Below are 25,556 nucleotides of genomic sequence, written 5' to 3'. Positions count from 1 at the left end.
TATTAATATGCTAACCGTTTTTTACTATTTGAGTAGTTTATAAAACTCTTTAAGTGCTAATTGATTATATTTTTGTGCGTTAAATACTTCATATTGAGATGGTTGTTTTTGAATACACTGTTCTAATGCGACGGTGATATCATCAATATCATGACTCACAAGAGTGCCATATTTACCATTACCGAGTACATAGCGGTTTGCTATAATATCTGACGCGATAATATTAACTTTTAAAGTTAATGCTTCAAGTAATACCATTGATTGTCCTTCATAATGAGACGTTAAGCAGAAGACGTCTGCTTGTTTCATGATATAGTATGGATTCTTCCTTTGACCTAATAAAAAGACATGTTTTTCTAATTTCAACCTTTTTATTTGTTGTTCTAATTGAACACGGATAGGGCCTTCTCCCATAATATATAACTTTGTATGCGGATGACTGACATGTACTTTACTAAATGCATCAATAAGTAAGTCAAAGCCTTTTTCAGGTGATAATCGTCCTGCAGTTACAATTTTGAAATCGTCTTCCTTAAATGGTACTGAACTTATATCCCCATTATTGATGCGTACGAGTACCGATTGGTGTTGTTTTTCAAATTTTTCAGAGTCATCTAATTTTAATTGATTGATTTTATTCAAATTAATCGTATTTCTAGAAGTGACAAATTTCTTATTCAATGATTTATCATTGATCTTCTGTTTATTTTGATTTTTAGAAGCATCGGATACACATACTAATTGATCAAATTGACTATACAGCGAGAGTACACCTTTTAAATTTTGATAATGTATTTTAACACCGTTAACTTTTCTTTCCATATCTGCTTTAATATCACTATGTAAATAAATCAATTTACGTTTTACTTTTGTTGCTAAAATTAAATTAGCCCAAAACATAGAATACCCACTAAAATCAATCGCATAGTCGAATTGGCTATGACCTAATACTTTTCGCATTTCTCTTTCGTATACTTTCTTCGGATATATCAAATGCTCTAACGTACTTTTTAATCCTCTCTGTCTTACGAAATCGATACTATACGTTTCTTTCAATGATGCTGCTAATGGAGGTACTCTCAAAATAATCCTAACGTTCTTATTAATACTATTTAAGTTATTTAAAACTTCAAGATTTTTACTTTTATTAGTAAACAATGTAATGTCATATGTTTCATAATCGACATTTTCTAATAAATTAATGATAGACGTTGTAATACCATTATTTTTCATACCACCAGGATAAATTAACACTCTTTTCTTAGCACAGATCTTACGTTTAGAACGCTTATGTTTACCCTCAAATAGTATGTTAATAAGTGTTTCAGTAACAGTTCCATCATCTAGATAGGTATATTGACTTTTAAAATATTGATATTTTTTCTTTACTGAATCATCATCATATACTTTTTGCTTGATCGCTGTAATCACATCTTCAATATGATGAACGACAGGACCAGGTAGGTCACGATTAGCAATATACATACCTCGTGATGATTGATATTCATCCAAATCTGGAGTATAGAAGACAATCGGTTTATTGGTTACTAAATAGTCAAAGAAGATACTTGAATAATCTGTAATCATTAAATCAACGATCGCTAATATTTCATTGGTATCAAAATAATCAGGAATTAAATAAGGTTTTAAACGTTTTATTTTAAGCGCGTCTTTATATAAATAAGGATGTACTTTGACTAACACTTGATAATCTAGGTGATGTTTAAGTTTTTCAACTTCTTCAACGATATGATTTAAACTTGCCTCTGGTGCATTGACATCCTCGCCTCTCCAAGTTGGACAATACAATAAAATACTTTGTTCTTTACTAATATGAAGATAATGATTCAACTCGCTAATCATGTCTTTTCGATTTGAATTTAAAGTTAAATCAATTCTAGGATATCCAATTTCCAACAATTCTCCACCATAAATATTTTCAAGTCTAAAGGCTCGTTTAAAAATTGTCGTCGTATGGTGATTAGGACTAATTAAGTAATCACTACTTAAAAAGTTTTTAATAATATTTTGAGAACCATAAAGACTATTTTCAATGTCTAATCCCATATATTTTAAAGGTGTCCCATGCCATGTATTGATATAGATTTGCTTTGGCTTTTTAATGAAATAGGATGGAAAAGTAGAATTATTAATTAAATACTTACTCTCCGTTAATGCTTTCAAATATTCTCTTGATTCTTTAATAACAAACTCTACATTTTTATAGTGCTTAAATCTTGCTTTATAAAATAGCAATGTTTCGTTATGATCTACTACCCATATGTGTTTATATTTACGATAACGAGGTTGCTGAATTAAACTTTTAAATATTGCATATGGACTATCTGTGATACTTTTTCCATCTCTCACTTGATATAATATCTGATATTCCTTAACATTATTCTTTTTATAATATTTAGCGTAAGTCATTACTTTACTTGTATAAGCAGATTTATTTTTTCTTCGTATTGGCGTAAATAAAAAATTCGATTTACGTCTTAATTGATTTGTAAGACATGTCTTAAGTGTCATATTCATTATCCTTTCTAAGTTGCTTTTATTTCTCTTAAGTTGTTTCATTAAAATGAATTGAACGATTTCAATGATGCACATATAGTAATACACATATTCAGCACTCTACAATTATATCATTTAATTATATTATATAATAAATATTTAATTTCAATACACATTGTTATTTTATATAAAAAATCAACCTTTAAGTATACGTGTTCCTACTTAAAGGTTGGTTACTATATTATTCAAAGTGATTAGGCATATTTATTGTTTCATTTTGGTCAATCGTTCTTATCACTTTTGCTGGCACTCCAGCAGCTAAACTATTCGGTGGAATATCGTTTGTTACAACACTACCTGCTGCAATAACTGAGCCATCACCAATTGAAACGCCTGGCGTAACTGTCACACTCGCACCAAACCAAATATTACTTCCTATATGAATAGGTTTTGCCAATTCCCATCCTTTATTACGATCTTGATAATTAAGTGGATGATGTGCTGTATATAGTCCACATGATGGTCCTATAAAGACGTTATCGCCAATCGTAATGCCACCACCATCCATTAAATAACTATTGCTATTGATAAACACGTTTTCTCCAACTTTTATATTCCAACCATAATCTGTGTCAAATGGACTGCTGATTGAAAGTTGTTTCGCTTCATAGCCAAGTAATTCTTTTAAAATCGCTTGTCGTTTTTCTCTATCACTAGGTCGCGTATGATTATATTCAAAGCATAAGTCTTTAGCACGCTGTCTGTCCATTCTTAATTCCTCATCAAAATTTGCATCATACCATTCGTGTGCTAACATTTTTTCTTTTTCAGTCATTGTCTTTTCCTCTTTTCTTTCTATAAATATAAAAAGTATTCTCCCTACGGTTATACGTAGACAGAATACTTTATTATCTTCGTAAGTACTACATACTAAGACGTAATATAGTCGCCACCATTAACATGGATAATTTGACCTGTAATATAAGAACTATCTGCATAACTTGCTAAGAATACATAAGCTGGCGCAAGTTCAGCAGGTTGACCACGTCGACCCATTGGTGTATCTCCACCTTGATTTTCTACCTTATCTTCATCAAATGTTGATGGAATTAATGGAGTATAAATTGGACCTGGCGCTACACCATTAACACGAATTCCTTTTTCCATCAATGATGTTGCAATAGAACGTGTGAACGACACAATAGCACCTTTCGTTGCTGAGTAATCAATAAGATGACCAGAACCACGATAAGCCGTTACACTTGTTGTATTAACAATTGCATCACCTTTACTTAAATGAGGTACTGCAGCTTGTGTTAAGAAAAACATCCCAAAAATATTTGTTTTAAATGTTTCATTGAAATGTTCTGGTTTAATATCTAAAAAGTCTTCATTAGGAAATTGCACGCCGCCATTATTTACTAATATATTGAGACCACCAAAATCGTTAACAACATTTTCAATAAGTTCTTTTGATTGATCAGCATCTTTTAAATCATGAGAATATGCTTTTGCTTTAACGCCGATTTCTTTTAAACGATTGACAGTATCTTCAGCATCTTCATGTTCATTATAATAACCAATAGCTACATCAGCGCCTTCTTTGGCATATAAAATCGCTACTGAACGACCAATACCGGAGTCACCACCAGTAATTAATGCGACTTTTCCTTTTAGTTTACCGCCTGCTTTGTATTCTTCCATTTCAGCAATAGGTCTAGGATCCATGTCTTTTTCAGAACCTGGTTGTTTTTCTTGTGTATAACCTTTAATTTTTTTATGAAAATCTAATAAGTCCATACATCTTCACTCCTTCTTTATTTACTTAACCGTTCCCATTTCTTTAATTTTTAAAACAAAATGATTACACTTACTACTTTTGAATGATATAAAGTCCATACTACAGATGCATGAAATTTTAACATAGAATCTTTATAATATAATTAATCTAAAAATGACTCATATAGAGATAAAAAAGGAGTGTTACAATATGAAAGGCATTCTAAAGGGTATCATTACTATTCTTATCATTTTAGGGCTTGTAAAAACAGTTCAAGATCATGATTTAATGAATGAAGCTAACCAATACTATAATGAAGCTAAAAGTGGTGAACTTATACAATCTATCACTCACCCAAATTTCAATAATTTTAAAGATTTAGATTTAAGTCATTTTAAACCATCTGATTTCTTTTAATATTCATAGCTATCATGAATAAAAGAACAATATACTCATTTTATTTAGAGTAACGTTGTTCTTTTTTTATTAAGCAAGGTCATTGACTAATATACCCTAAGGGGGTATATTGAAGATGGTAGGAGGACGAAAATATGACTCAAAATCATCAAATTACCTTGAATATCATTGGTATGACATGTGCCGCTTGTTCTAATCGTATTGAAAAACGATTGAATAAAATAGATGGCGTTCATGCTCAAGTGAATCTGGCAACTGAAAAAGCAACCATTGATTATCCTAATGATCAATATGAAATAAGCGATTTTATTGAAACGATCCAAAAATTAGGATATGACGTTGAAACAGATAAAAGTGAACTAGACGTTATAGGTATGACGTGTGCCGCTTGTTCTAATCGTATTGAAAAAGTATTAAATAAAACAACAGGCGTTAAGCAAGCAACAGTCAATCTAACCACAGAACAAGCAACAATCGATTATTATCCAGGTCAAACTGATGTTGATACGCTCATTGGACGAATACAACATCTCGGCTATGATGCTAAACCTAAACAATCAAAAAAAGAACAAGCTTCTCGTAAAGTTCAAGAATTAAAAAGGAAACGTAATAAACTCATTATTTCAGCAATATTAGCTTTTCCATTACTTTTAACTATGCTTGTTCATTTATTTAATGTACCGTTACCTGAAATATTTATGAACCCTTGGTTTCAATTTATCTTAGCCACTCCCATTCAATTTATTATAGGATGGCAATTTTATGTTGGCGCGTACAAGAATTTACGTAATGGTGGTGCCAATATGGATGTTCTTGTAGCACTTGGTACTAGTGCAGCTTATTTCTATAGTATTTACGAAATGAGTAAATGGTTATTAGATTCAAACGCACAGCCCCACCTTTATTTTGAAACCAGTGCTGTTTTAATCACTTTAATTCTATTTGGCAAGTATTTAGAAGCACGTGCAAAATCACAAACAACACACGCTTTAAATCAATTATTAAATTTACAAGCCAAAGAAGCACGTCTCATTAAAGATGATGGAACAGAAACAATGGTTCCGCTTCAAAACGTTCAAGTTGGAGACACATTACTTGTTAAACCAGGAGAAAAAATCCCAGTAGATGCAAAAGTCATTAAAGGGACAACAACAGTAGATGAATCCATGCTAACTGGAGAATCCATGCCTATAGATAAAACGGTTGATAATGAAGTGATTGGTGCAACACTAAATAAAAATGGTGTCATTACCATTCAAGCAACAAAAGTAGGTCAAGATACTGCTTTATCTAATATTATTAAAGTAGTTGAAGAAGCGCAACGTTCAAAGGCACCTATTCAACGTTTAGCAGATATAATTTCTGGCTATTTCGTACCTATTGTTATTGGTATTGCCGTACTCACTTTTATCATATGGATTATCTTCGTTCACCCTGGTCAATTTGAAGATGCACTCGTTGCCATGATCTCTGTATTAGTCATTGCTTGTCCATGCGCATTAGGACTTGCAACGCCAACTTCTATAATGGTTGGTACAGGACGTGCAGCAGAAGAAGGTATCTTGTTTAAAGGTGGCGAATATGTAGAACGTACTCATCAAATTGATACAGTTGTATTTGATAAAACGGGTACATTGACACATGGTACACCAGAAGTGACTTACTTTAAAGGTGATGATACTTTATTACAATATGTAGCTTCTGCTGAAAATAATTCTGAACATCCCTTGGCAACCGCGATTGTTAAGTACGCTAAAACAAAACAGCTTACTTTAACAAATATAGAGCACTATGAAACATTACCAGGTCATGGTATTAAAGCTACAATCAATAATAAGACATTATTCATAGGCAACCGATCATTAATGTCAAATCATCATATTGATACAGCATCTTTATTAGATGAAATTACCCAAATTGAACAAAAAGGACAAACTGTCATGTTGATTGCATATGATCAGATATTACGTGGTTATATCGCTGTAGCAGACACTGTTAAATCTGAAGCCAAAGTTGCAGTTCAAGAACTAAAAGACATGGATTTACGTACGGTAATGATTACAGGTGATAACCACTCCACAGCTCAAGCTATTGCAAATGAAGTTGGTATTGATCATGTTATCGCCAACGTTCTTCCGGAAGATAAAGCTAAACATGTTGCTCATTTTCAAGATAAAGGTGAAAACGTTGCGATGGTTGGCGATGGTATTAATGATGCACCTGCTTTAGTTCAAGCAGATATTGGTATTGCCATGGGAACAGGTACTGAAGTCGCAATTGAAGCAGCTGATATTACTATCTTAGGTGGAGACATTGCCTTAGTACCTAAAGCTATTCACGCAAGTCATAAAACGATTCGAAATATTAAACAGAATCTTTTTTGGGCGTTCGGTTATAATGCTGCTGGTATTCCTATTGCTGCTATGGGCTTACTCGCTCCATGGATTGCTGGTGCAGCGATGGCATTAAGTTCTGTAAGCGTTGTAACTAATGCATTACGTCTAAAACGAATGAAATTATAAATGAATTTTAAACTTTATACTTTCATAAAAATTTAAAAAGCGTAAAATATGGGTATAGTAATTATGAAATATTCGGAGGTGACAATCAATGATTAATAAAGTCATTAAAGTAGATGGTATGAGTTGTGACCATTGTAAAAATACAATCGAATCAGCATTAGCTAAAATTAATGGTGTCAGAACTGCTGAAGTAGACCTTGATAAAAACGAAGTTCGTGTAGATTATAATGATGAACTTGTTTCAACAAAAGACTTACATGATACTATTGAAGATCAAGGCTATGATGTTAAAGAATAATAAAAAAAGTTGGAGGTAATACTCCAACTTTTTTTATTTTAATTTACCCTTAGTTTAGTCGTACCACTAGTTAAAACATCCATAGTTGCATCAAGTGCATCTACTATGAGATTTTTGACAGCCGCTTCTGTATAGAAAGCAATATGTGGTGTTAAAATAATATCTTCTCTTTTGATAAGTTGCTTTAACAGTACATCATCTATCTCTTTTCCACGATAATCACCTGGGAATAATCCTCTTTCATATTCATACGTATCTAATGCAGCCCCTTTAATTCGACCACTATCTATAACAGAAAGTAAAGCTTGTGTATCTACAATTGATCCCCTTGCCGCATTCACAAATATGGCACCTTTTTTAAAATTTGAAAAAACAACGTCATTAAACAAATGATGATTATATTTCGTAGCTGGAATATGCACGGTAACAATATCAGCTTCTTTAATTGCTTCTTCTAATGTATCTTTATAATCAACAAATTTTGCTAAAGCGTTATTTGGAAATGGGTCATAAGCGACAACCTTGCTGTTATAACCTTTTCCAAAAATTTCTGCCACAATCGAACCTATGCGTCCAGTACCGATTACTGCCACAGTTAAATCTCGGATAGATTGCGATAATATAGAAGGTTCCCAACGAAAGTCATAATTATGCACTTTATGTTGAATACGTTTTTGATACCTTACAATATTGATGGCTTGTGTAACAGCAAATTCAGCAATTGAACTTGGAGAATACGAGGGTACATTTGAGATAATGATGTCGTACTTAGTAGCTAAATCTAAGTCATACGTATCAAATCCTGCACTACGTTGTGCAATTTGCTTAATTCCATATTGTTTCAATTTCGCAAAAACCTCTTCTGAAATTGGATGTTGTTGAGATAACGATAGACCATCAAATCCTTTTACAGTATCAACTGTTGTCTCTGTTAACATTTCTTTGGTTAAATCAACATCAACATTGTTTTGTTTCGCCCACTCGTTAATATATGGTATATCTTCATCTCTTACACTCATAATTTTAATTTTGGTCATATATTGATCCTCTTCCTTCATAATTTTTTAACTATGCTTTGCTTTATACATATCAGCTAGGTCAATTAACCTACTAGCTGCTTCTTCTAACCATTTATCATCTAATGCAAGTGAGATACGCACGTAATGTTTTCCATTTTCACCAAATGGTATACCTGGAGCAACTAAAATAGATTTCTCTTTTAATAAATATTGCTCAAAGGTTTCACTATCATAACCTGGAGGCGTACGTAACCATGAATAGATACCACCTTTAGAATGCACAAATGGTAGATGGGCTTCACTTAATTTTGCTTCAAACTTATCTCGACGCCGTTTAAATGTTTCATTCTGTTCTTCTAAAAATTCATCATAATGATTAAGTGCATACGTCGCTGCATCTTGTAACGCACCAAACATTCCAGCATTTGTATGCGTTTGATATTTCTTTAATGCTTGAATCATGTCTTTATTTCCTACTGCAAAACCCACTCGGAAACCTGACATATTATATCCTTTTGAAAGTGAGAAAATTTCAATGGCGACATCTTTACCGTGTTCTGAAGCAAGTATGCTTGGATTTTTAGCATCAAAGCCAAAAGCACTATAAGCAAAGTCGTGCACGATTTTTGTCTTTGTACCTTTGAATCGTTCAATTGCTTCATCAAATACTTCTTTTGTAGCCGTTGATCCTGTTGGATTATTGGGATACGTTAAATAAACAAGCGTCGTGTTGTCTAGTACGCTCTTATCTACATTATCCCAATTTGGCAAATAATCTGGAGGATCTAAATTTAATGGAACCGGATTGGCATCTGCGAGCATCACTCCTGCTAAATAATCTGTATATCCAGGATCCGGAAGTAGCACATTTTCTCCAGGATTAACAACACATGTAGGTAAAGCTACTAGTCCATTTTTTGTACCATATAAAATACATACTTCATCCTCTTTATCTAATGTCACATTGTACTGACGTTGGTAAAAATTAACAATGGCTTCTTTAAATGATTCTTTACCATGAAAGGCACCATATTTTTGATTTTCAGGAATGCGAATCGCTTTAGAAAAATGCTCAATAATACCTTCTGGTGTTTCACCATCGGGAATGCCTACTGCCATATTAATAAGTGGTAAAGGGCCATGTTCTACTTTACGTCCCATCGTTTTTCCAAAATAGCTATCAGGAATGGCTGCTAATCTTTTTGAAATAACCATGTTATTCCTCCTTAAATAAAAAGCTATATACCACTTTTGTGTGGCATATAGCTTCATGAGATATATGTCACTTATCTTTGAGGTTATTTATTATCCTCTTGGAGTTAGCACAGTACTTTATATTTATGAAGCCTGTTGCTGAAGTTTCATTGGGCCAAATCCCTTCACTTCTCTCGATAAGTTCTTACGTATTAAGTCTTATTTTAACATTACACTGATAATTGTCAATTTTCAGATTTATTTATTCTATTTCATATTTTTTATATCTTCTAACATAGCCTCTGCTGTTATTTTAGCACTTGTTAATACAATGGGTACGCCTGCGCCTGGATGTGTACTTGCGCCTGCAAAATATAAATCTTTATAATCACGGGACACGTTAGGCGGACGGTAATAATTACTTTGTGCTAAAGTAGGCATTAATCCAAAGGCTGTACCGAATTTAGCATTATAATGTGTTTCAAAATCTAAGGGTGTAAAAATAGTTTCGGATACGATATCGTTACGTAATCCTTTAAGTGATTCAATTGTTTCTGTTTTTTTGTAAATTTCATTTTTAACCTGTTCAATTATGGCTGGATTGTTCCAATCGATTTGACCTGTTTTAAGCTCAGGTACTGGCATTAAAATGTACATACTTGTTTTTTCTTCAGGAGCCAAATCCTCATCTTCAACGAAGGGGAAATAAAGATATATAGAAGGGTCTTTCGGTAATCTTCCTTCAAAGATATCGTCAATATTCCCTCTAAAATTTTCAGCAAAAATCACATTATGCAAATGAACTTTATCTTTCAAATCTCTGTTTACTCCTGCATAAATTAAAAATGCAGAACATGAATAATCCATTTTATCTATCTTAGCAGGTGTATATTTCTTAAGTGGAGAATGACTTGGCATAAGATGTTGCGCTGCATATGGGAAGTCTGCCGTACATAATACTTTATCAAAACGACGAATATCTCCGTTCACTCTTAAACCATCCGCACGTTTAAATTTAGGATCTATAATAATTTCTTGAACGTCTGAATTTAATTCAATACTGACTCCTAAATCTTGTGTAAGACGATGAAGACCTTTAGCAAAGCTATACATGCCACCTTTGATATAATATACGCCATGCATCATTTCTATCATTGGGATAATTGAATAAATAGAAGGACCTTGCTTTGGATCGATTCCTATATATAGTGTTTGAAAAGCAAGTAATTTACGAATCTTTTCATTTTTAACATAGCTATCAATAAGATGATTTGCTTTACCAAGTGTTCTTAATTTCATGCCTCTATATAAAGCAATCGGATTATAAAATTCACTTGGTTTGCGGAAAGTGCGCTCTAAGAAATACTTACGTGCAATGTCATAACGTTTATAGACATCTGTTAAAAATGACATAAATCCATGTGTAGCACCTGGTTCAATCGCTTCTAAAGTTTGACTTAATTGAGGTAAATCCGTAGAGACACTTACTTTATCTTTATCTGAAAAATAGATATCAAAAATATGTGACAATTGGCGCATATCAATATAATTTTCAAAGTGTTTGCCGCACTCCTCAAATATAGCTTTATATACATCAGGTACCATAACAATAGTTGGACCTAAGTCAAAAGTAAAACCATCTTTTTTAAGTTGGTTCATTCTTCCTCCAACTTTTCCATTCTTCTCAAATATTGTCACATGATGTCCTTGTGAAGCTAATCGTGCTGCTGACGCTAATCCAGTGATTCCTGCGCCTATAACGGCAATATCCATAAACGTCCCACCTATTCTTTTACTTTATATTCTTTCTTTAATTCACGATAAATATGATTCTTTTTCCATTTGGAAACGTAAACACGCTGATTAAGTGTGTAATTCGCTTTTCTTGTCTCATCAAGAATGCTTTTATATACGCGAGCTGCTAATTCTATAATAAAACGTGCTTCTTTGTCATACACATCTAGATGATTAAGTACCGCTTCATAGTCATTCTTCGCAATCGTTGCATAATATTCCCACAATTTTTTATATTTTTCAGAAGGGCCACTATTCATTTCATCATCTATTGATACGCCACATTGTTCTAATCGTTCGATACTTAAATAAACACGTCCGTTGTGATAATCTTCACCTACATCTCGAAGTATATTTGTTAGTTGTAAAGCTTCCCCTAGTTGTTTTCCATTTTCATATGTTTCTTTTGTAGGAGAAGTAGATAATACAGGTATAAGTAATACACCAACTGTTCCAGCGACGCCGTAACAATACTCCATTAAGGCATCATCAGTATCAAACATTGTAAAGGATTGATCATTCATAACAGTATCTATTAATTCATATAATGCATAGTAATTCATTGGAAATGTTTGAGCTGTATCTGCAAAAGCAGTCATAATATGTTGATCACTTTCAAACGATTTTTGAATATATGATTGATGCTCGATCCGTTGTATATCCTGTTTAATTTTATATAAATAATCGACATCTTGATGAATATCAATGCTATCGTCAATAATCCGACACACGGAATAAATTGCCCAGATAGCTCGTCGTTGTCGCTCTGGTAATAAATCAAATGCAAATGAAAAACTTTTAGAATAATCTTTCATTATTTTATGACAGTACTGATAACTTTCTTCTACAAAACTCATGAAGCGTCCCCCTGTTATACTTTACATGTTTAATTAATTTTAAAAGTACGCCCTTTCCATCTTACTTTTTTAGTAAAATGTGTCTGACAATATGAATTTATAAATACAAATACAAACACCACAAATAATAATGGATTCATGATTAAAAATAATATCGAAAAACTCCCTACACGCTTATGCAATCTTATAAATTGAATAAGATATAAGAAGTAAGATAATCCTCCCCATTTTTTTGATACGGTTTTTGTAACAAAACTGAGCAACAATAAGATGTGACTAAATGTTATTCCCATCATCCATGTCATAATCATAAACATTATCGTACCTTCAGTTCTAGAAGCACCAGTCGCAAAATGTTTTGTCCAACCTTGTATCAGTGATTTAGTCCCTTCCTCATACATTCTAAATCCTACAAATCCTTTACCTTCATAACACGATACAGGTAGATTATAATTCGAGAAAGCTTGAGCAAGAGCAAATCCTTCAATAATATGACATTCAGCATTTTTATGACCTTGGGTTAAAACGTAATCCTCTTTCTTCATTACTGTAACTGGACCAAATGCTAATGTTTGCTTATGATGAGATAAACTTGAAAATTGATTCATTCCAACAACTGTCATCAAATTAAATAAAGCTGAAAACTGTTCATATGCTTTTTTGACGAGATGATAGGGTTGAATACTTAATAGTCCACGATATGATTGTTTTTCATAAGCTTGTAATATAGATTCTAAAGCATGTGAATCTAATAGTTGTACATCAGCATCTATAAAGATAAAAATATCTGACGTTGCATACTGAACACCTTGATAACAAGCAAACGATTTACCATACCACCGTGCATCGTCACCTTCTACGACATCTATTACTTTAGCACCATAAGATAATGCTACTACTCTAGTATTATCTTTAGATCCATCATTCATCACAATAATTTCTGGAGAGATAGACTGTTGATTTAAGCTCGTCAATAAGCGTGGTAATCGAACTTCTTCATCTCTAGCCGGAATAATAATACTGACAGATGGATAATTTTTCTTAGTTGTTTTTTTATTATATTGAAGTAATCGTTGACGATTATACATAAAGTATCCGCTCGCTATTGAAGCACCGAGTAATGGGTATAATAGTTTAGCTAATCGTTTCATCATTGAGTGTCTCCTTAAGGCTGATATTTTAATAATTTCGCCTCTTCTATGGTATTAATTTTATCTGCTACTTGTTGTCCACTCAGTGTTACCATTGGCATACCTCCACCTGGGTTGACAGAACCACCAACAAAGAATAAATTATCAAAATATTGACTTTGTTTAGGAAATTTAAAACCTTTGTTTTTCTTTTTATCTGCCACCACTCCATAAATGGCACCTTTATTCGATGCGTAATTGCTCTCAATATCATGAGGCGTCCATACATCTTCATAAATAATATGTTCTCTTAAATTGGTTAAACCCATGTGTTCTAGTTTATCTAAAACTCTTTCTCGAAATTCATCATATTGTTCTTTAGTAAACGGTTGATCTTGGATATACGGAATATGCGGTAGTACTTTTAAATTTTCATATCCCTTAGGAGCTTGTGTTTCGTCTGTTTTATTACTATTAACGAGATAAATGGTAGGGTCTTGTGGTAACACTTTCTCATGAAAAACTTCATGATAATTTTGTTTAGAATCATTTGAAAATAAGAAGTTGTGATGAGCCAATTGAGGATAAGATGTATTAACACCTAAATGCATCACATAACCAGAACTGGCGGGTTCAAATATTTTTTCTAACTTTTCCAACTTTTTATCAGAAAAATGAAGTAGATCTCGATACGTTGGTATTACTTCTCTATTAGAGACAATGTAATCAGCATGAATGTGCTGACCATTATCAAGTCTTACTCCTGTGACTTGATTGAAATAGGTATCAATGCTTGTTACGTCAATACCTTTATGAATCTGAACTCCTGCATCTTCAGCAAGTCGTTCTAAAGCATTGGCTAAATGATGAATACCACCTTTGACATACCATAATCCTTGTTCATACTGCATATGTACTAACATAGTTAATACAGCAGGTGCATCATATGAAGAAGATCCAACATATTTGATAAAATATCCTAACATATCTTGAAGTTCAGGTTTGTTTATATATCGATTAATCGCTTGTTGCATTGTTGAAAAATAATCTACACCTTTTAAAGATTTAAAAGGACCCTGATATTTAAGAATGTCCGTTACCGTATCTAAACCTAAAGTGAAGTATCCATCTTCAGTAAATCGATGTATTTTTTCTGCATAATTTAGAAAATTAGATAATTGCTGAATATCATAGTCTGTTAAATGGCTATTCTTATTTTCCGTCTGTTCTAAATCTTCATATAAGTCAATCACTTTACCATTTGTAAAAAAACTACGCCATTGAAGTGGTAAGCGTTCAATTGTCACATAATCTGCCATTTCTTTATTACTATGGTAAAATAAATTTTCAAAAATATGAGGCATAGTTAGGATAGAAGGGCCTAAATCGAAACCAAATCCTTCGGTTTCTAATCGATTCACTTTACCACCTATATGTGTATTTTTTTCAAATAAATCTACGTGATAACCACTTTGCGCTAAACGTATAGCAGCTGATATACCTCCTAATCCACCGCCAATAACGACAATTGTTTTATTCGCCATCATCGATACCTCTCTTGTACTTTAATTGGTAATATCTTTCTAATCTTGGTCGATTATAACGTTGTGTCAATATAATCGGTACATTTGCTAATAAAGCATATAGTATATTTATTGTTTTAATACATTTAGGTGCTTTTACAAAGACAATAACTGGCAATATAGAAAGCCAATGTACTAATTCAGCTCGTCTCATTTCGATAATCATTTTATAAACACTTTCTTGAGTTAGTGGTTTCAAAACATGCTTATTATAAATATTTTTATTTACCCATTCTCCTTCTGGAATATACTCTTTCCATCTATTAATAAGAAAAAGACGATTCCATAACTGCCCTCCTTGCTCTAATGGGAATGTTTTAAACCAATGATGATATGTCTCAAAAAAAGAACTAGGCACTTTTGTAAATAAGTGAGATAGCGACATTTGAGTAACCGACCAATATACACTATGATATAATCCTAATTTCACTATTTTGTTTATACTCAATTCATATCACCCTCTTTCAATATAGTTATATTAATTATAATTAAAATAATTAATCATTAAAAGAAAGTAGTTTGATATGTACTAAGCAAGAAATTAAAAATATTATATTAAAAAATAAAGGCTCTATAATAAATTGGACTGATGACTAAAAATCATCAGTCCAATTTTTATGTTTGAATACAAAAATGGCGCAATTACCTCTATAATTATTAGTTACCACACAAAATAAAAAAGAAAGGTAATGCGCCTATGTGTAAGTCTATATTAAATACATTAAGAATTAAAGATAAAAATCTAAATTTTTCAGATAAAGTGATTGAGAAAAAACATAAAGGACGAATGAGCTTGTTTTACTATGCCGAGCTCACTTATCAACCTACACATTGTGAAAATTGTTCAACTAAAAATGAAAATTTCTCTATAGTAAAAAATGGTAAGAAAACCTCAACGATTACTTTACTTAAAATTATGGAAATGCCCGCTTATTTAGAACTTCAAAAACAAAGATTTTATTGTAAATCATGTGACAGTCATTTTACTGCTAAATCTAATATTGTCGACGCTCATTGTTTTATTTCTAATAAAACAAAACTTGCAGTTTTAGATAAAGCACAAGAATACCGGTCTCAAAAATCTATCGCTAAGTCATGCTTAGTATCATCAATGACTGTGTCTAGAGTGATTAATCAAGCGGCAAGCGACGTAGGTCAGTCTTCTTTTGATGCTCTACCTGAACACTTAATGATGGACGAATTTAAAAGTGTTAAAAATGTTATAGGAAAAATGAGCTTTATTTATGCAGATGCTGTATCGCACCGCATCGTAGATGTGGTAGCGGATCGTAAGTTGAAATCGCTTAAAGATCATTTTTATCGCTATTCTTTAAAACTCAGACAAAAAGTCAAAACAGTAACGATTGATATGTATGAACCATATATGTCACTAATCAAACAATTATTTCCTAACGCGAAGATTATTATTGATCGTTTTCATATTGTTCAATCTTTAAATCGAGCGTTAAATATGTCTAGAGTTCATGTAATGAATAGTTATAGAATCTCTAATAGACCGCTTTATAATAAATATAAAAGTTATTGGAAACTATTTCTTAAACCTTTTGAAATGCTAGAAACATTTAATTATCATAAAGTCCATTTATTTAAAGAGTGGAAAACCGAAAAAAGCATTATAAATTACTTATTAGGTGTAGATGTAGAATTATTTAATACATATCACTACGTTCATGAGCTAAGAAGATTATTAAAAGAAAATCAAATAGAGAAATTTAATCATAAACTCTTTTCTATTCATCTTTCAGATGTGTGTCCTAAATTACGCCCAGTCATTAGAACTTTAAGACGATTAGCAGCTTTCATTGAAAATACTATGACATATTCTAACCTGACCAACGGTCCGTTAGAAGGAATTAATAATAAAATCAAACTCATTAAAAGGGTATCTTTTGGTTATAGAAATTATGATAATTTGCGTAATCGAATTATTATAACTTCGCGACTATTTGCCTCAACAACAAAAAAAGAGATTAAACAACTTAAGGTTGCTTAATCTCAATATTTGGACTCATCAGTCCGATTTGACGTAGAACCAAAATAAAAAAAGGAGGACGACATTGTCGTCCTCCTTTTTTGATAACTCGATGTCCTATCCAGTTATCTACTTAAATCTTACCACCAACCGTGACCTTGGCGGAAAGCAATTGCTGCATCCCATGAACCGTAACGTGATTTAGCATAGTTAGCCATACCTTGAGTTTGTGATGCTACTGAACCAGTACCCCATGATTCTTTAGTTTGACCTAAACCTCTGTAACCAATTGGGTTAACAGCATTTGGATTACCACCTGATTCAGGCATTACGATAGCATTCCAAGCAGCTTCAGTACCACCGTTAGCTAAGAATTGAGCTTTAACTGATCCACCAGTTGAAGCAGTTGAGTATGAAGTAGTTTTTGGTGCTGAGTATGAAGTTGTACGAGCACTGTAGTTATTGTAGCTAGACGTTCTTTGTACTGGAGCTGAAACAGCTTTTACATTTGAAGCGCTAGCTTGATTATTTGAACTTACTGATTGAGTTGAAGCTTGATTATAAGACTCAGTATAGTCAGTAGTTGATTGAGCTGTGTCAGCACCACCAGCGTAAGTGTAGTTCCAAGACCAAGTGTTACCATTTGAAGTGAAGTTATATTTGAAACCGTCTTTTACGAATGAAATGTTATATGCACCAGCTTGTACTGGGTGAGCATCTAATTCAGATGGGTTATTTTGAGCTAAGTCAGCTAAATGAGAATAGTTAGTTGTTTGTTCAGATGCATGTGCACTGTGATCGTTTGTTAAAGCATATCCTGTTAAACCTAAAGTTACTGCTAATGACGAAGCGATTACTGTCTTTTTCATAATAAATAATTCCTCCAAAATTGAAATATATATTTTCGTTATGTTTCGTTCTTTTTTTAAGATTAATTTCTGTTTTGATTTGTTGTTTAACTTTTGACAATAGATACTATAACACAAAATTCGTAGAATAGTATTACGCTTATTTTACAAAAAATTACAATTAATCCATCATTTTGTAATATTGAAATATATTAAATACTTCTTGTAATATATAAAATCTATCAATATGGAGTTTATTTTTATTATAAATTAACGTTTTACAATACTTTCTTACAAAAATTACAATACTTTAACATCATTAGTAATATTACAAATTAATGTTTTGTTACATTACTGTAATATTTTTAAAATGTAATTGGCTATTTAAATTCTTTATTTTTGATAAAAAAACAAGAGCTTGTACGTATTAAGTTTCCTTATTTATTTTTAATAATCCTTTACTCCCCAAAGTACCTTTTCACAATTACGAATAATATATTTTAGTATCTCAATACGAGAGGTTTTTTTATGATCAGCAGGGACAACAAGCCATGGTGCATAGGATGTATTTGTTTTCTCAACCATATCGTGACTTGATTCCACGTATAAATCCCATTTTTCTCTATTTCGCCAGTCTTCATCTGTAATTTTCCATTGTTTATTAACATTTTCTTGACGATCTTTAAAACGTTTTAATTGTTCTTCTTTATCTAATGTAAGGAAGAATTTTAAAATAATCGCTCCTTCATCTGTCCACATTTTCTCAAATGCGTTTATTTCATCATATGCACGTTGCCATTCATCGGCAGTAGCAAAACCTTCGACACGCTCTACCAATACACGACCATACCAACTTCTATCGAATAATTCGATGTGCCCTGTTCTTGGCATTTCTTTCGCAAATCTCCATAAATAATGATGTTTTAATTCAACATCTGTAGGGGCACTAATGCCATTCACTCGATAACCCGTTGGATCTAATTTTTCTCTAATTCGTTTAATATTTCCGCCTTTACCAGCTGCATCCATACCTTCAAATACTAAAATAAGTGGAATCTTTCTATCATATAAAGCGAATTGAATTTCTCTCATACGATTTTGCAATTCCTCAATGAGCTGTTTATATTCATCTTTTTTTACTTTATCCACCTTTCTATCAAAAAGGTGTGTTTTAAAATTAGAATGAAATTTACCGTCTCGCTGTTCTTCTTTTTGCTCATGCTTCTCAATCGCTGTTTCAAGACGTTTGATAATATGTTCATACATTGTTTCAATCGCTTTTTCTCTTTCGGTATAATCAATGATTTCCCATGCTTTATCATTTTTTATAAATTGACGCATGTCTTTAAGATAAATATCTGTTGAAAGTACATTACTATATTCTTGAACTTTCCAACGCGTCAATGGATTATCTTTGGTTTGTTGAATATGTTCTTGACGTTTTTCTTCATTAATTTCTATGAAAAACTTAATGATTTCATAGTGATCTCGTTTAAGCATATTTTCAAAAGAAGAAATTTGTTGTTTGAGTACATCATAGTTTTTATATTTGTCGTGTTTAATTTTATTTTCTCTATAATCTAGATAATGAGAATACCAGCTTCTAAAATAAATATTTATATCACCTTTTTTAGGTAAGGTATTCCAATATTTTTGTAAAAATTGATATCTTAAATCATCCTGTTTAGGTGACTGTGTCGCAATAAATTGTGTATACTTCGCATCTAAATTTAATAATAACTCATTAGATAAGCGCGTCTTCCCAGATGCAGGTACACCTTCAAATAATATCATCACTGGAATGCCTAGTTCATGTGTACGTCGTGTTAATTCTGCTGTTTTTAATGCTAAAGCTTCAATTTTTTTCGCCATTAACCCTTCATCCTTTTAATCTTTTTTCTATTTTATTGTAACATTATTGGCATTTATCGTTTAAATTTAAAAATGCCTGAGACAATTCATCATGTCCCAGGCTAATGCGTTTATCCCATAAATTTGTAAATATCATTTGTAAATAATTTTAAGACTCTGCGTAAAACAACATCTAGTATAAATGCTGTTACTAAAGGTACAACAAAAAAACCAATAATAATTAGGATGATACTCATAACGGCTGAATCGACATGTAAAAATTTAAATGCACTAATCGGCCCAATCATCCCAATAAATCCAAACCCTGCAGATTCTTTTGTTCCAGCAATACCGATAAGACTACCCACTACACCAGACACCGCTGCGGTAATCAAAATAGGTAGCATAATAATTGGATATTTCACCATATTTGGCATCATCATTTTCACGCCACCAAAGAAAATAGAAATTGGTACTGCAACACGATTTACTTGACTTGTGCCAATAAGTAAAACCGCTTCAGTAGCTGAAATACCAATTGAAGCTGAACCGGCTGCCAAACCTGTAATACCAATGGCAATAGCAATAGCTACTGTTGATAATGGGGAAATAATAATAAAACTAAATACCATTGAGATTAACATACACATCAATACGGGTTGTAATTCAGTGAAACTATTAATCATATTACCAATCGCAATATTTATAGTATGTACATATGGTAGGATGAGCACACCAATTGTAGCTGAGATACCTCCAACAATTGTTGGATAAACAATTAATGCCATACTTCCTACACGTTTTTCAATAAGTAGAATAAATAAAACTGCAATTGCAGCAGTAATCATCGTATTGATTAGATCACCAATACCTGCAATAATCCAAGCCCCATTCTTAAATTGAGCAGCACCACTTCCTACATAAGCTGCACTTGATACGACTGCAATCGCAAGAGGAGTCATATTAAATTTAATCGCAATTAACGCACCTACTAATGCTGGTACAGTAAATTGTAATGCTTGAACAACATGTAGTAATGTTGCAAAAATAGGATGGTGATGCATAAGAGCTTTAAAGATTTCACCTAAAATGGCATTCGGTACTAAACCTACCACAATCCCAATAGCCACTCCGGAAAGTACTCTAAAAATAAAATCTCCAACGCTTATTTTTCTAAGTTCTGTTGTCATTCTTATACCTCCTATAATATTTTGTTGTTGTATTAAGTAATGATAAAAAATACTATAACACATTTTCTAAATTTTCAGAATATTTATTTTATCATTTTCTTAAATTTTTCTAGTTTTATGGATATTTTAAGAATTTTGACCAACAATATATATGTAATTTAAAAAGAAAAAACAAATTTCTTCTATTATAATAGTTTAAAATAGAAAGAGTAATCATACTCTTTGACAACCTTCTTTGTTCGTTTAATAATTTAAAGTAATCACATTTTAAAATGAAAGGGGTGTCTTTGTGCCAAGCAATAAAATGGATCCAAGAGTCATACGTACAAAACAATTACTCGTAGAAGCATTTCTAAATGTGTCACAAGAAAAAGAAATGACCCAAATTACAGTAAAAAATATTACTGACCGTGCTACTGTTAATCGGGCTACATTTTACGCACACTTTAATGATAAATATGAAATATTAGATTATTCATTATCAATGACTGTTCTTAAAGATATTAAAGAAACGTTGTCTATTTCAGAAACGCTCAATGGTCAGATTATCTCTAAATTATTTGTCTCGATAGCATATTATTTGGAAAATGTACAAAATGCTTGCAAACTCAATCGTGAGACATTTTGTAACCATGCTCATAAATGCATTAACAACGAGTTGGAAGCTATGTTTACCCTTATGTTACAACATAAATATCCCGAGCACGATTCTAGTATTATTGAAAATAGCGCAAGCTTTTTAGCCGCTGGTTTATGTGGACTGGCAAGACATTGGTTAAATACAAGCGAACTAAGTGCTGAGCAATTTATTAATCAAAACTTACCATTTTTACTTCACCATATTACAAATCTATAATTCTATAAACAACACTTACAGTCTTAATGATTGTAAGTGTTGTTTTATAGAAAAGCATGCGACTTGCATAAAATGATTATTTAGGTTATATTATAAACAACACTTGTTGTTTAGATAATAAGTGTTGTTTATGTAAAGTTTAGTTAGGAGGGATGATATGTCCAAGATAGAAAATCATGAGGGTTTTAAACGTACCTTTAAAAATCATAAATTAACATTAGGTCTATCCATACCATTTGATAGTAAAAATAAAGAGCATATTGATTTTAACGAACAAGTGAAGTTTGCACAACAAGCTGAACGATTAGGATTTACAAGTTTATTCGTAAGAGATAATCCACTATATAGTCCTCATTTAGGACCTGTAACTGAAAATTACGACCCATTTGTTTTCCTAACGTATTTAAGTGCGTTTACCTCAAAAATTGCACTTGGGACCAGCAGTATTGTGGCAACGTTACGACATCCCATTCACCTAGCTAAATCATCAGCCTCACTTGATCTTATTTCCAATCAACGTTTATTACTCGGTATGGCTACCGGTGATCGTTCTTTCGAATTCCCTGCATTTAAAGTAGATGAAAGTGAATTAACAGAACGTTATCAAACAACCATTCAATCATTAAGAGCACTTTGGCAATCACATTCTCCCAACATTTCAAATTCAATTTTTGAATTATATGAGGATTCAGGGTTACAAGTATTGCCTAAACATCTTACAATTCCGATGTTTGGTACAGGCTACTCAAGACAATCCATGTCCTGGTTACAACAGCATATGGATGGTTGGTTATTTTACGCCCAACCTTTTCAAGATCAAAAGAAATTAGTTGAAGCTTGGCACAGTGATACTGACCGCTTCAAGCCATTTATGAATATTTTAATGATTGATTTATCCCGAAATCCAAACGAAACCGTAAAACCGATTAAAGGTGGTTTCCGTACTGGACGTAAAAATTTATTACAAATATTAAAAGCTTATGAATCCATTAATACAAATCATATTATCTTAAGATTTACAAATGATGATCGTGATATCGAAGAACTCATAGAAGAAGTTGGAACGTATATTGTACCCCACTTCCCAGCTCATACAAATTAGGAGGAATAAATAATGAGAGAATTACTAGATAGAATTAATCAATTAGCAAATAAAGAAAAAGTTGAAAGTTTGAGTGTTGAAGAAAAACAAGAACAACATCAATTAAGACAAGAATATTTAGGAATGATTAGAGGCCAAGTCCTTCATACATTCTCAACTATGAAAGTTGTCGATCCACTTGGTCAAGACGTTACACCTGATAAAGTGTATGACTTAAGAGAAGAATACGGCAACATTCAAAAAAATTAAAATTTTATTATCAAGACTTAGACTGCCTTCAAAGTTCTGACTTTGAGGGCAGATTTTTTATGTCCATATTTTGAGTAAAGTTCTTAATTGAATCACAGCTCATTTTGTTGAAACCCTTTCCTAGAGAAAATATAAAGTAGTTCTTTGATTTTAATAATTAAAACTACTTAATGAAGTGATTGCTCACTTATGTTCGTTTATGCGACTGATTCTATATGCCACTCAACAAATATATTTCATAGTCTATCGTAGAATAGTTCAAGCCACAAATATTTATTTATAAGATATATTCAGGTATAGAATCAAACATCATAACTTATCACGATAATAATTATGATATTATATAAAATAAATATATAATAATATATAAAACAACTAAGAAGGTGCATCTATGAATAAAGTATCATATAATTTCCCACCATCAAGAATTGAAAGAGCAAAAGATAAATTAAAAACATTTATTTATAATGAATATTATTTTAGTCCTGGCGATAAAGTATTAGAAGCTGGATGCGGGGATGGGGCCATCCTATTCAAACTTATTGAGAAATATAAAATTGAAAGACATGGTATTGATATTTCTGAAAATGCAAAAAGTATTGCAACTGAGTATATGATTAAAACTGGAATCAAATTTAAGTATGTTATTGGAGATGTTCAAAATTTACCTTACCCTCAAAATACATTTGATACAGTTAGTTCATTAGGTGTTATAGAACATTTTCTAAACCCTGATAAAGTCATGAAGGAAATGTATAGAGTATTGAAAACTAATGGACACCTTATATTAATGACACCAAATAAATATTCGTTTGGTATTTTAGATAAGAAAATAAAAATTTTATTAAAAGTTTGGAAATTTGGTTATCAAACGGAATATAGCGTAAATGATTTAGAAAAGATAGCTAATAAATATGGTTTTAAAGTAGTCTCACGAAAGACTTTTAAGAACGACTCAATCAGTTTTAAACTGATTTCATCAATTGATCAAATATTAAATGTTTTTAATAAAAATTTTGGATTCTACAGTTATATCTACCTCATAAAGGAGGTAGATAAAAATGATTATAAATCATATCAAACTTCAATTTAATGAGACAGTTACAAAATATGATTCTGTTTTAATTGTTTTAACCTATCAAGGAAATCTTGTTTTTGTTAAAAATAAAAAAAGAGCATGGGAATTAACAGGAGGTAAGGTAAACCATAATGAAACGATGAATGAGACAGCTATCAGAGAGGCTTATGAAGAGTCTGGCGCTGTCATCAATGAAAGTGATATAGACTATTTAGGTTACTATATACTACCAAATGGCCATACCACTACAATTACAAAAGCTGAAGTAAGCTATTTTAAAGATATACCGAAATATTCAGAAACTACTGAAAGAATACTTACGAAAGAACCATTAGACAAAAATTTATTATCATTTCAAGATGGGTTATATGAAGAAATTTTTAAATATTTAGGGGCATACCATGAATAAGGTTAAAAAAGGGTATTTATTTAATATTATTTCCATAGCAATCATGTCTTTAACCCCAATATTAAACAAACTTTCACTCACTGATTTATCACCTATTCAAGCAAGTTTTTTTAATGCTTTGTTTTCAACTTTAATATTATTAATAACTGTATTACTCGATAAAAGTAAAATAAAAATCTATCATAACAAATTTATATGGCTCTTAGGTATTACTAATACAATAGGTATTTTACTCCAATATGTAAGTTTAAGTTTGTTAGATCCAGTTAGTGTTGGATTATTAGGAAGATTTTATATTATATTTGCGTTGTTTCTTTCAGTGCTCTTTCTAAATGAAACGTTGTGCAAAAACGATACCTTTCCTATAATTTTTGCTGTTATAGGTTCATTCTTGATTACTCATTTTTCAGGTGATTTTAACAGTATATTAGGTGTGATTGTCACCCTATCTTATACATTCTTTTTTGCGCTAACGAATATGTTAGCTAAAAAGACCGTCAAAGACATTGATTCTAAAACCATCTTACTATACAATCAGGCGACTTCTACTTTGTTGCTAGGTATCATATTAATTGTGACTAATCATTTACATACCATACATATAAGCATAGGCTTGTTCTCTATTTTACTTTCTGCTTTGTGTAGTGGCGTAATAGGACTTTTATTATTTTATGAAGGTTTGAAATACATTTCGTTTCGTGAAGCGAATATTATAAGAACCCTCAATCCTATATTTGTGTTTATATTTTCTTTCCCGTTTTTCCCTTTACCATTAACGCCTAAATTCATAACCGGCGCGATTTTAATCATTATTTCTATTATTTATATGAATCTATATAAAGATAAAAAAACGTCTTCATGATAACTTT

23 protein-coding genes and 1 riboswitch are annotated in these 25,556 nt (G+C 31.8%); of the genes, 10 read left to right on the top strand and 13 right to left on the bottom strand.

The features are described 5' to 3' along the window. Positions 1 to 24 precede the first annotated feature (24 nt). From NSU06_RS01730 to NSU06_RS01720, 3 genes are all read right to left on the bottom strand, one after another. A complete protein-coding gene (locus NSU06_RS01730; protein ID WP_079335307.1) occupies positions 25 to 2,532 on the bottom strand; it encodes a glycosyltransferase in 2,508 nt (835 codons plus the stop codon). 226 nt (positions 2,533 to 2,758) lie between these two features. After that, positions 2,759 to 3,352 (bottom strand): sugar O-acetyltransferase, encoded by a 594-nt coding sequence (locus NSU06_RS01725; RefSeq protein ID WP_049416438.1) that lies wholly within the window; start codon positions 3,350 to 3,352, stop codon positions 2,759 to 2,761. A 95-nt stretch (positions 3,353 to 3,447) separates the two neighbouring features. Then, entirely contained in the window at positions 3,448 to 4,317 is an 870-nt protein-coding gene (locus tag NSU06_RS01720; protein WP_019835151.1) for an SDR family oxidoreductase, read from the bottom strand. A 190-nt stretch (positions 4,318 to 4,507) separates the two neighbouring features. On the opposite strand from NSU06_RS01720, the gene NSU06_RS01715 reads away from it, so the two are divergent. From NSU06_RS01715 to copZ, 3 genes are all read left to right on the top strand, one after another. Then, positions 4,508 to 4,714, top strand: coding sequence for a hypothetical protein (locus tag NSU06_RS01715; protein ID WP_017175086.1), 207 nt, complete (start codon positions 4,508 to 4,510; stop codon positions 4,712 to 4,714). Positions 4,715 to 4,848: 134 nt separating this feature from the next. Then, positions 4,849 to 7,236 carry a heavy metal translocating P-type ATPase gene (locus NSU06_RS01710; RefSeq protein ID WP_079335308.1) on the top strand — a complete coding sequence of 796 codons (2,388 nt, stop codon included), beginning with the start codon at positions 4,849 to 4,851 and terminating at the stop codon, positions 7,234 to 7,236. Positions 7,237 to 7,324: 88 nt separating this feature from the next. Then, entirely contained in the window at positions 7,325 to 7,534 is a 210-nt protein-coding gene (copZ, locus tag NSU06_RS01705; protein ID WP_002449345.1) for a copper chaperone CopZ, read from the top strand. A 38-nt stretch (positions 7,535 to 7,572) separates the two neighbouring features. On the opposite strand, the gene NSU06_RS01700 is transcribed toward copZ, so the two are convergent. From NSU06_RS01700 to NSU06_RS01670, 7 genes are all read right to left on the bottom strand, one after another. Beyond that, positions 7,573 to 8,571, bottom strand: a complete 999-nt coding sequence (locus NSU06_RS01700) for a D-lactate dehydrogenase (RefSeq protein ID WP_340779201.1) — start codon at positions 8,569 to 8,571, stop codon at positions 7,573 to 7,575. A 27-nt stretch (positions 8,572 to 8,598) separates the two neighbouring features. After that, a complete protein-coding gene (locus NSU06_RS01695) occupies positions 8,599 to 9,768 on the bottom strand; it encodes an aminotransferase class I/II-fold pyridoxal phosphate-dependent enzyme (protein WP_070549211.1) in 1,170 nt (389 codons plus the stop codon). Between the two features lie 68 nt (positions 9,769 to 9,836). Continuing rightward, positions 9,837 to 9,951, bottom strand: a riboswitch (SAM riboswitch). A gap of 63 nt (positions 9,952 to 10,014) precedes the next feature. Next, the gene (locus NSU06_RS01690) at positions 10,015 to 11,520 is read right to left on the bottom strand and encodes a phytoene desaturase family protein (protein WP_340779200.1); all 1,506 of its coding nucleotides are present in this window, start codon (positions 11,518 to 11,520) and stop codon (positions 10,015 to 10,017) included. An 11-nt stretch (positions 11,521 to 11,531) separates the two neighbouring features. After that, positions 11,532 to 12,398, bottom strand: a complete 867-nt coding sequence (locus NSU06_RS01685) for a phytoene/squalene synthase family protein (protein ID WP_340779198.1) — start codon at positions 12,396 to 12,398, stop codon at positions 11,532 to 11,534. A 29-nt stretch (positions 12,399 to 12,427) separates the two neighbouring features. After that, positions 12,428 to 13,549: a glycosyltransferase gene (locus tag NSU06_RS01680; RefSeq protein ID WP_340780027.1), complete on the bottom strand. Its 1,122-nt coding sequence runs from the start codon at positions 13,547 to 13,549 to the stop codon at positions 12,428 to 12,430. 14 nt (positions 13,550 to 13,563) lie between these two features. After that, a complete protein-coding gene (locus NSU06_RS01675; RefSeq protein ID WP_340780024.1) occupies positions 13,564 to 15,072 on the bottom strand; it encodes a phytoene desaturase family protein in 1,509 nt (502 codons plus the stop codon). After that, complete coding sequence (locus NSU06_RS01670) at positions 15,062 to 15,559, bottom strand: glycosyl-4,4'-diaponeurosporenoate acyltransferase CrtO family protein (protein ID WP_340779195.1); 498 nt, start codon at positions 15,557 to 15,559, stop codon at positions 15,062 to 15,064. The genes NSU06_RS01675 and NSU06_RS01670 overlap by 11 nt, the downstream gene beginning before the upstream one ends. Positions 15,560 to 15,808: 249 nt before the next feature. Between NSU06_RS01670 and NSU06_RS01665 the strand changes: the two genes are divergently transcribed. Next, a complete protein-coding gene (locus tag NSU06_RS01665) occupies positions 15,809 to 17,125 on the top strand; it encodes an ISL3 family transposase (RefSeq protein WP_049419732.1) in 1,317 nt (438 codons plus the stop codon). 119 nt (positions 17,126 to 17,244) lie between these two features. Here NSU06_RS01665 and NSU06_RS01660 read toward each other — a convergent pair whose 3' ends face one another. The 3 genes from NSU06_RS01660 to NSU06_RS01650 form a co-directional block, all read right to left on the bottom strand. Further along, positions 17,245 to 17,973: a transglycosylase gene (locus NSU06_RS01660; protein WP_340779191.1), complete on the bottom strand. Its 729-nt coding sequence runs from the start codon at positions 17,971 to 17,973 to the stop codon at positions 17,245 to 17,247. Between the two features lie 426 nt (positions 17,974 to 18,399). After that, the gene (locus NSU06_RS01655; RefSeq protein ID WP_019835155.1) at positions 18,400 to 19,824 is read right to left on the bottom strand and encodes a polyphosphate--AMP phosphotransferase; all 1,425 of its coding nucleotides are present in this window, start codon (positions 19,822 to 19,824) and stop codon (positions 18,400 to 18,402) included. A 110-nt stretch (positions 19,825 to 19,934) separates the two neighbouring features. Next, on the bottom strand, positions 19,935 to 20,993 hold the full coding sequence (locus tag NSU06_RS01650; RefSeq protein WP_145472988.1) for a PTS transporter subunit IIC: 1,059 nt from the start codon (positions 20,991 to 20,993) through the stop codon (positions 19,935 to 19,937). A gap of 304 nt (positions 20,994 to 21,297) precedes the next feature. Here NSU06_RS01650 and NSU06_RS01645 point away from each other — a divergent pair, with 304 nt between their 5' ends. The 6 genes from NSU06_RS01645 to NSU06_RS01620 all read left to right on the top strand — a co-directional run bounded on the left by NSU06_RS01645 (position 21,298) and on the right by NSU06_RS01620 (position 25,549). Further along, positions 21,298 to 21,849: a TetR/AcrR family transcriptional regulator gene (locus NSU06_RS01645; protein WP_202596561.1), complete on the top strand. Its 552-nt coding sequence runs from the start codon at positions 21,298 to 21,300 to the stop codon at positions 21,847 to 21,849. Between the two features lie 157 nt (positions 21,850 to 22,006). Next, positions 22,007 to 22,951: an LLM class oxidoreductase gene (locus NSU06_RS01640; protein ID WP_340779188.1), complete on the top strand. Its 945-nt coding sequence runs from the start codon at positions 22,007 to 22,009 to the stop codon at positions 22,949 to 22,951. A 12-nt stretch (positions 22,952 to 22,963) separates the two neighbouring features. Further along, positions 22,964 to 23,200, top strand: coding sequence for a DUF896 domain-containing protein (locus tag NSU06_RS01635; protein WP_002488270.1), 237 nt, complete (start codon positions 22,964 to 22,966; stop codon positions 23,198 to 23,200). 391 nt (positions 23,201 to 23,591) lie between these two features. Then, on the top strand, positions 23,592 to 24,293 hold the full coding sequence (locus tag NSU06_RS01630) for a class I SAM-dependent methyltransferase (protein WP_017175096.1): 702 nt from the start codon (positions 23,592 to 23,594) through the stop codon (positions 24,291 to 24,293). Then, positions 24,262 to 24,687: an NUDIX hydrolase gene (locus NSU06_RS01625; RefSeq protein WP_048679635.1), complete on the top strand. Its 426-nt coding sequence runs from the start codon at positions 24,262 to 24,264 to the stop codon at positions 24,685 to 24,687. Before NSU06_RS01630 ends, NSU06_RS01625 begins: the two co-directional genes overlap by 32 nt. Then, positions 24,680 to 25,549: a DMT family transporter gene (locus tag NSU06_RS01620; protein WP_137689620.1), complete on the top strand. Its 870-nt coding sequence runs from the start codon at positions 24,680 to 24,682 to the stop codon at positions 25,547 to 25,549. Before NSU06_RS01625 ends, NSU06_RS01620 begins: the two co-directional genes overlap by 8 nt. The last annotated feature ends 7 nt before the right edge of the window (positions 25,550 to 25,556 follow it).

The organism is Staphylococcus sp. FSL W8-1270, from assembly GCF_038007165.1.
GTDB lineage: Bacteria > Bacillota > Bacilli > Staphylococcales > Staphylococcaceae > Staphylococcus > Staphylococcus hominis.
Note: the sequence above shows the minus strand (reverse complement) of the source record. Positions and strands in the feature narration are given on the sequence as shown.

What these genes read in the sequence shown, in the direction of transcription:
- NSU06_RS01730 (WP_079335307.1), bottom strand. Translation starts at nt 2,532, where the DNA reads ATGACACTTAAGACATGTCTTACAAATCAATTAAGACGTAAATCGAAT.
- NSU06_RS01725 (WP_049416438.1), bottom strand. Translation starts at nt 3,352, where the DNA reads ATGACTGAAAAAGAAAAAATGTTAGCACACGAATGGTATGATGCAAAT.
- NSU06_RS01720 (WP_019835151.1), bottom strand. Translation starts at nt 4,317, where the DNA reads ATGGACTTATTAGATTTTCATAAAAAAATTAAAGGTTATACACAAGAA.
- NSU06_RS01715 (WP_017175086.1), top strand. Translation starts at nt 4,508, where the DNA reads ATGAAAGGCATTCTAAAGGGTATCATTACTATTCTTATCATTTTAGGG.
- NSU06_RS01710 (WP_079335308.1), top strand. Translation starts at nt 4,849, where the DNA reads ATGACTCAAAATCATCAAATTACCTTGAATATCATTGGTATGACATGT.
- copZ (WP_002449345.1), top strand. Translation starts at nt 7,325, where the DNA reads ATGATTAATAAAGTCATTAAAGTAGATGGTATGAGTTGTGACCATTGT.
- NSU06_RS01700 (WP_340779201.1), bottom strand. Translation starts at nt 8,571, where the DNA reads ATGACCAAAATTAAAATTATGAGTGTAAGAGATGAAGATATACCATAT.
- NSU06_RS01695 (WP_070549211.1), bottom strand. Translation starts at nt 9,768, where the DNA reads ATGGTTATTTCAAAAAGATTAGCAGCCATTCCTGATAGCTATTTTGGA.
- NSU06_RS01690 (WP_340779200.1), bottom strand. Translation starts at nt 11,520, where the DNA reads ATGGATATTGCCGTTATAGGCGCAGGAATCACTGGATTAGCGTCAGCA.
- NSU06_RS01685 (WP_340779198.1), bottom strand. Translation starts at nt 12,398, where the DNA reads ATGAGTTTTGTAGAAGAAAGTTATCAGTACTGTCATAAAATAATGAAA.
- NSU06_RS01680 (WP_340780027.1), bottom strand. Translation starts at nt 13,549, where the DNA reads ATGAAACGATTAGCTAAACTATTATACCCATTACTCGGTGCTTCAATA.
- NSU06_RS01675 (WP_340780024.1), bottom strand. Translation starts at nt 15,072, where the DNA reads ATGGCGAATAAAACAATTGTCGTTATTGGCGGTGGATTAGGAGGTATA.
- NSU06_RS01665 (WP_049419732.1), top strand. Translation starts at nt 15,809, where the DNA reads ATGTGTAAGTCTATATTAAATACATTAAGAATTAAAGATAAAAATCTA.
- NSU06_RS01660 (WP_340779191.1), bottom strand. Translation starts at nt 17,973, where the DNA reads ATGAAAAAGACAGTAATCGCTTCGTCATTAGCAGTAACTTTAGGTTTA.
- NSU06_RS01655 (WP_019835155.1), bottom strand. Translation starts at nt 19,824, where the DNA reads ATGGCGAAAAAAATTGAAGCTTTAGCATTAAAAACAGCAGAATTAACA.
- NSU06_RS01650 (WP_145472988.1), bottom strand. Translation starts at nt 20,993, where the DNA reads ATGACAACAGAACTTAGAAAAATAAGCGTTGGAGATTTTATTTTTAGA.
- NSU06_RS01645 (WP_202596561.1), top strand. Translation starts at nt 21,298, where the DNA reads ATGGATCCAAGAGTCATACGTACAAAACAATTACTCGTAGAAGCATTT.
- NSU06_RS01640 (WP_340779188.1), top strand. Translation starts at nt 22,007, where the DNA reads ATGTCCAAGATAGAAAATCATGAGGGTTTTAAACGTACCTTTAAAAAT.
- NSU06_RS01635 (WP_002488270.1), top strand. Translation starts at nt 22,964, where the DNA reads ATGAGAGAATTACTAGATAGAATTAATCAATTAGCAAATAAAGAAAAA.
- NSU06_RS01630 (WP_017175096.1), top strand. Translation starts at nt 23,592, where the DNA reads ATGAATAAAGTATCATATAATTTCCCACCATCAAGAATTGAAAGAGCA.
- NSU06_RS01625 (WP_048679635.1), top strand. Translation starts at nt 24,262, where the DNA reads ATGATTATAAATCATATCAAACTTCAATTTAATGAGACAGTTACAAAA.
- NSU06_RS01620 (WP_137689620.1), top strand. Translation starts at nt 24,680, where the DNA reads ATGAATAAGGTTAAAAAAGGGTATTTATTTAATATTATTTCCATAGCA.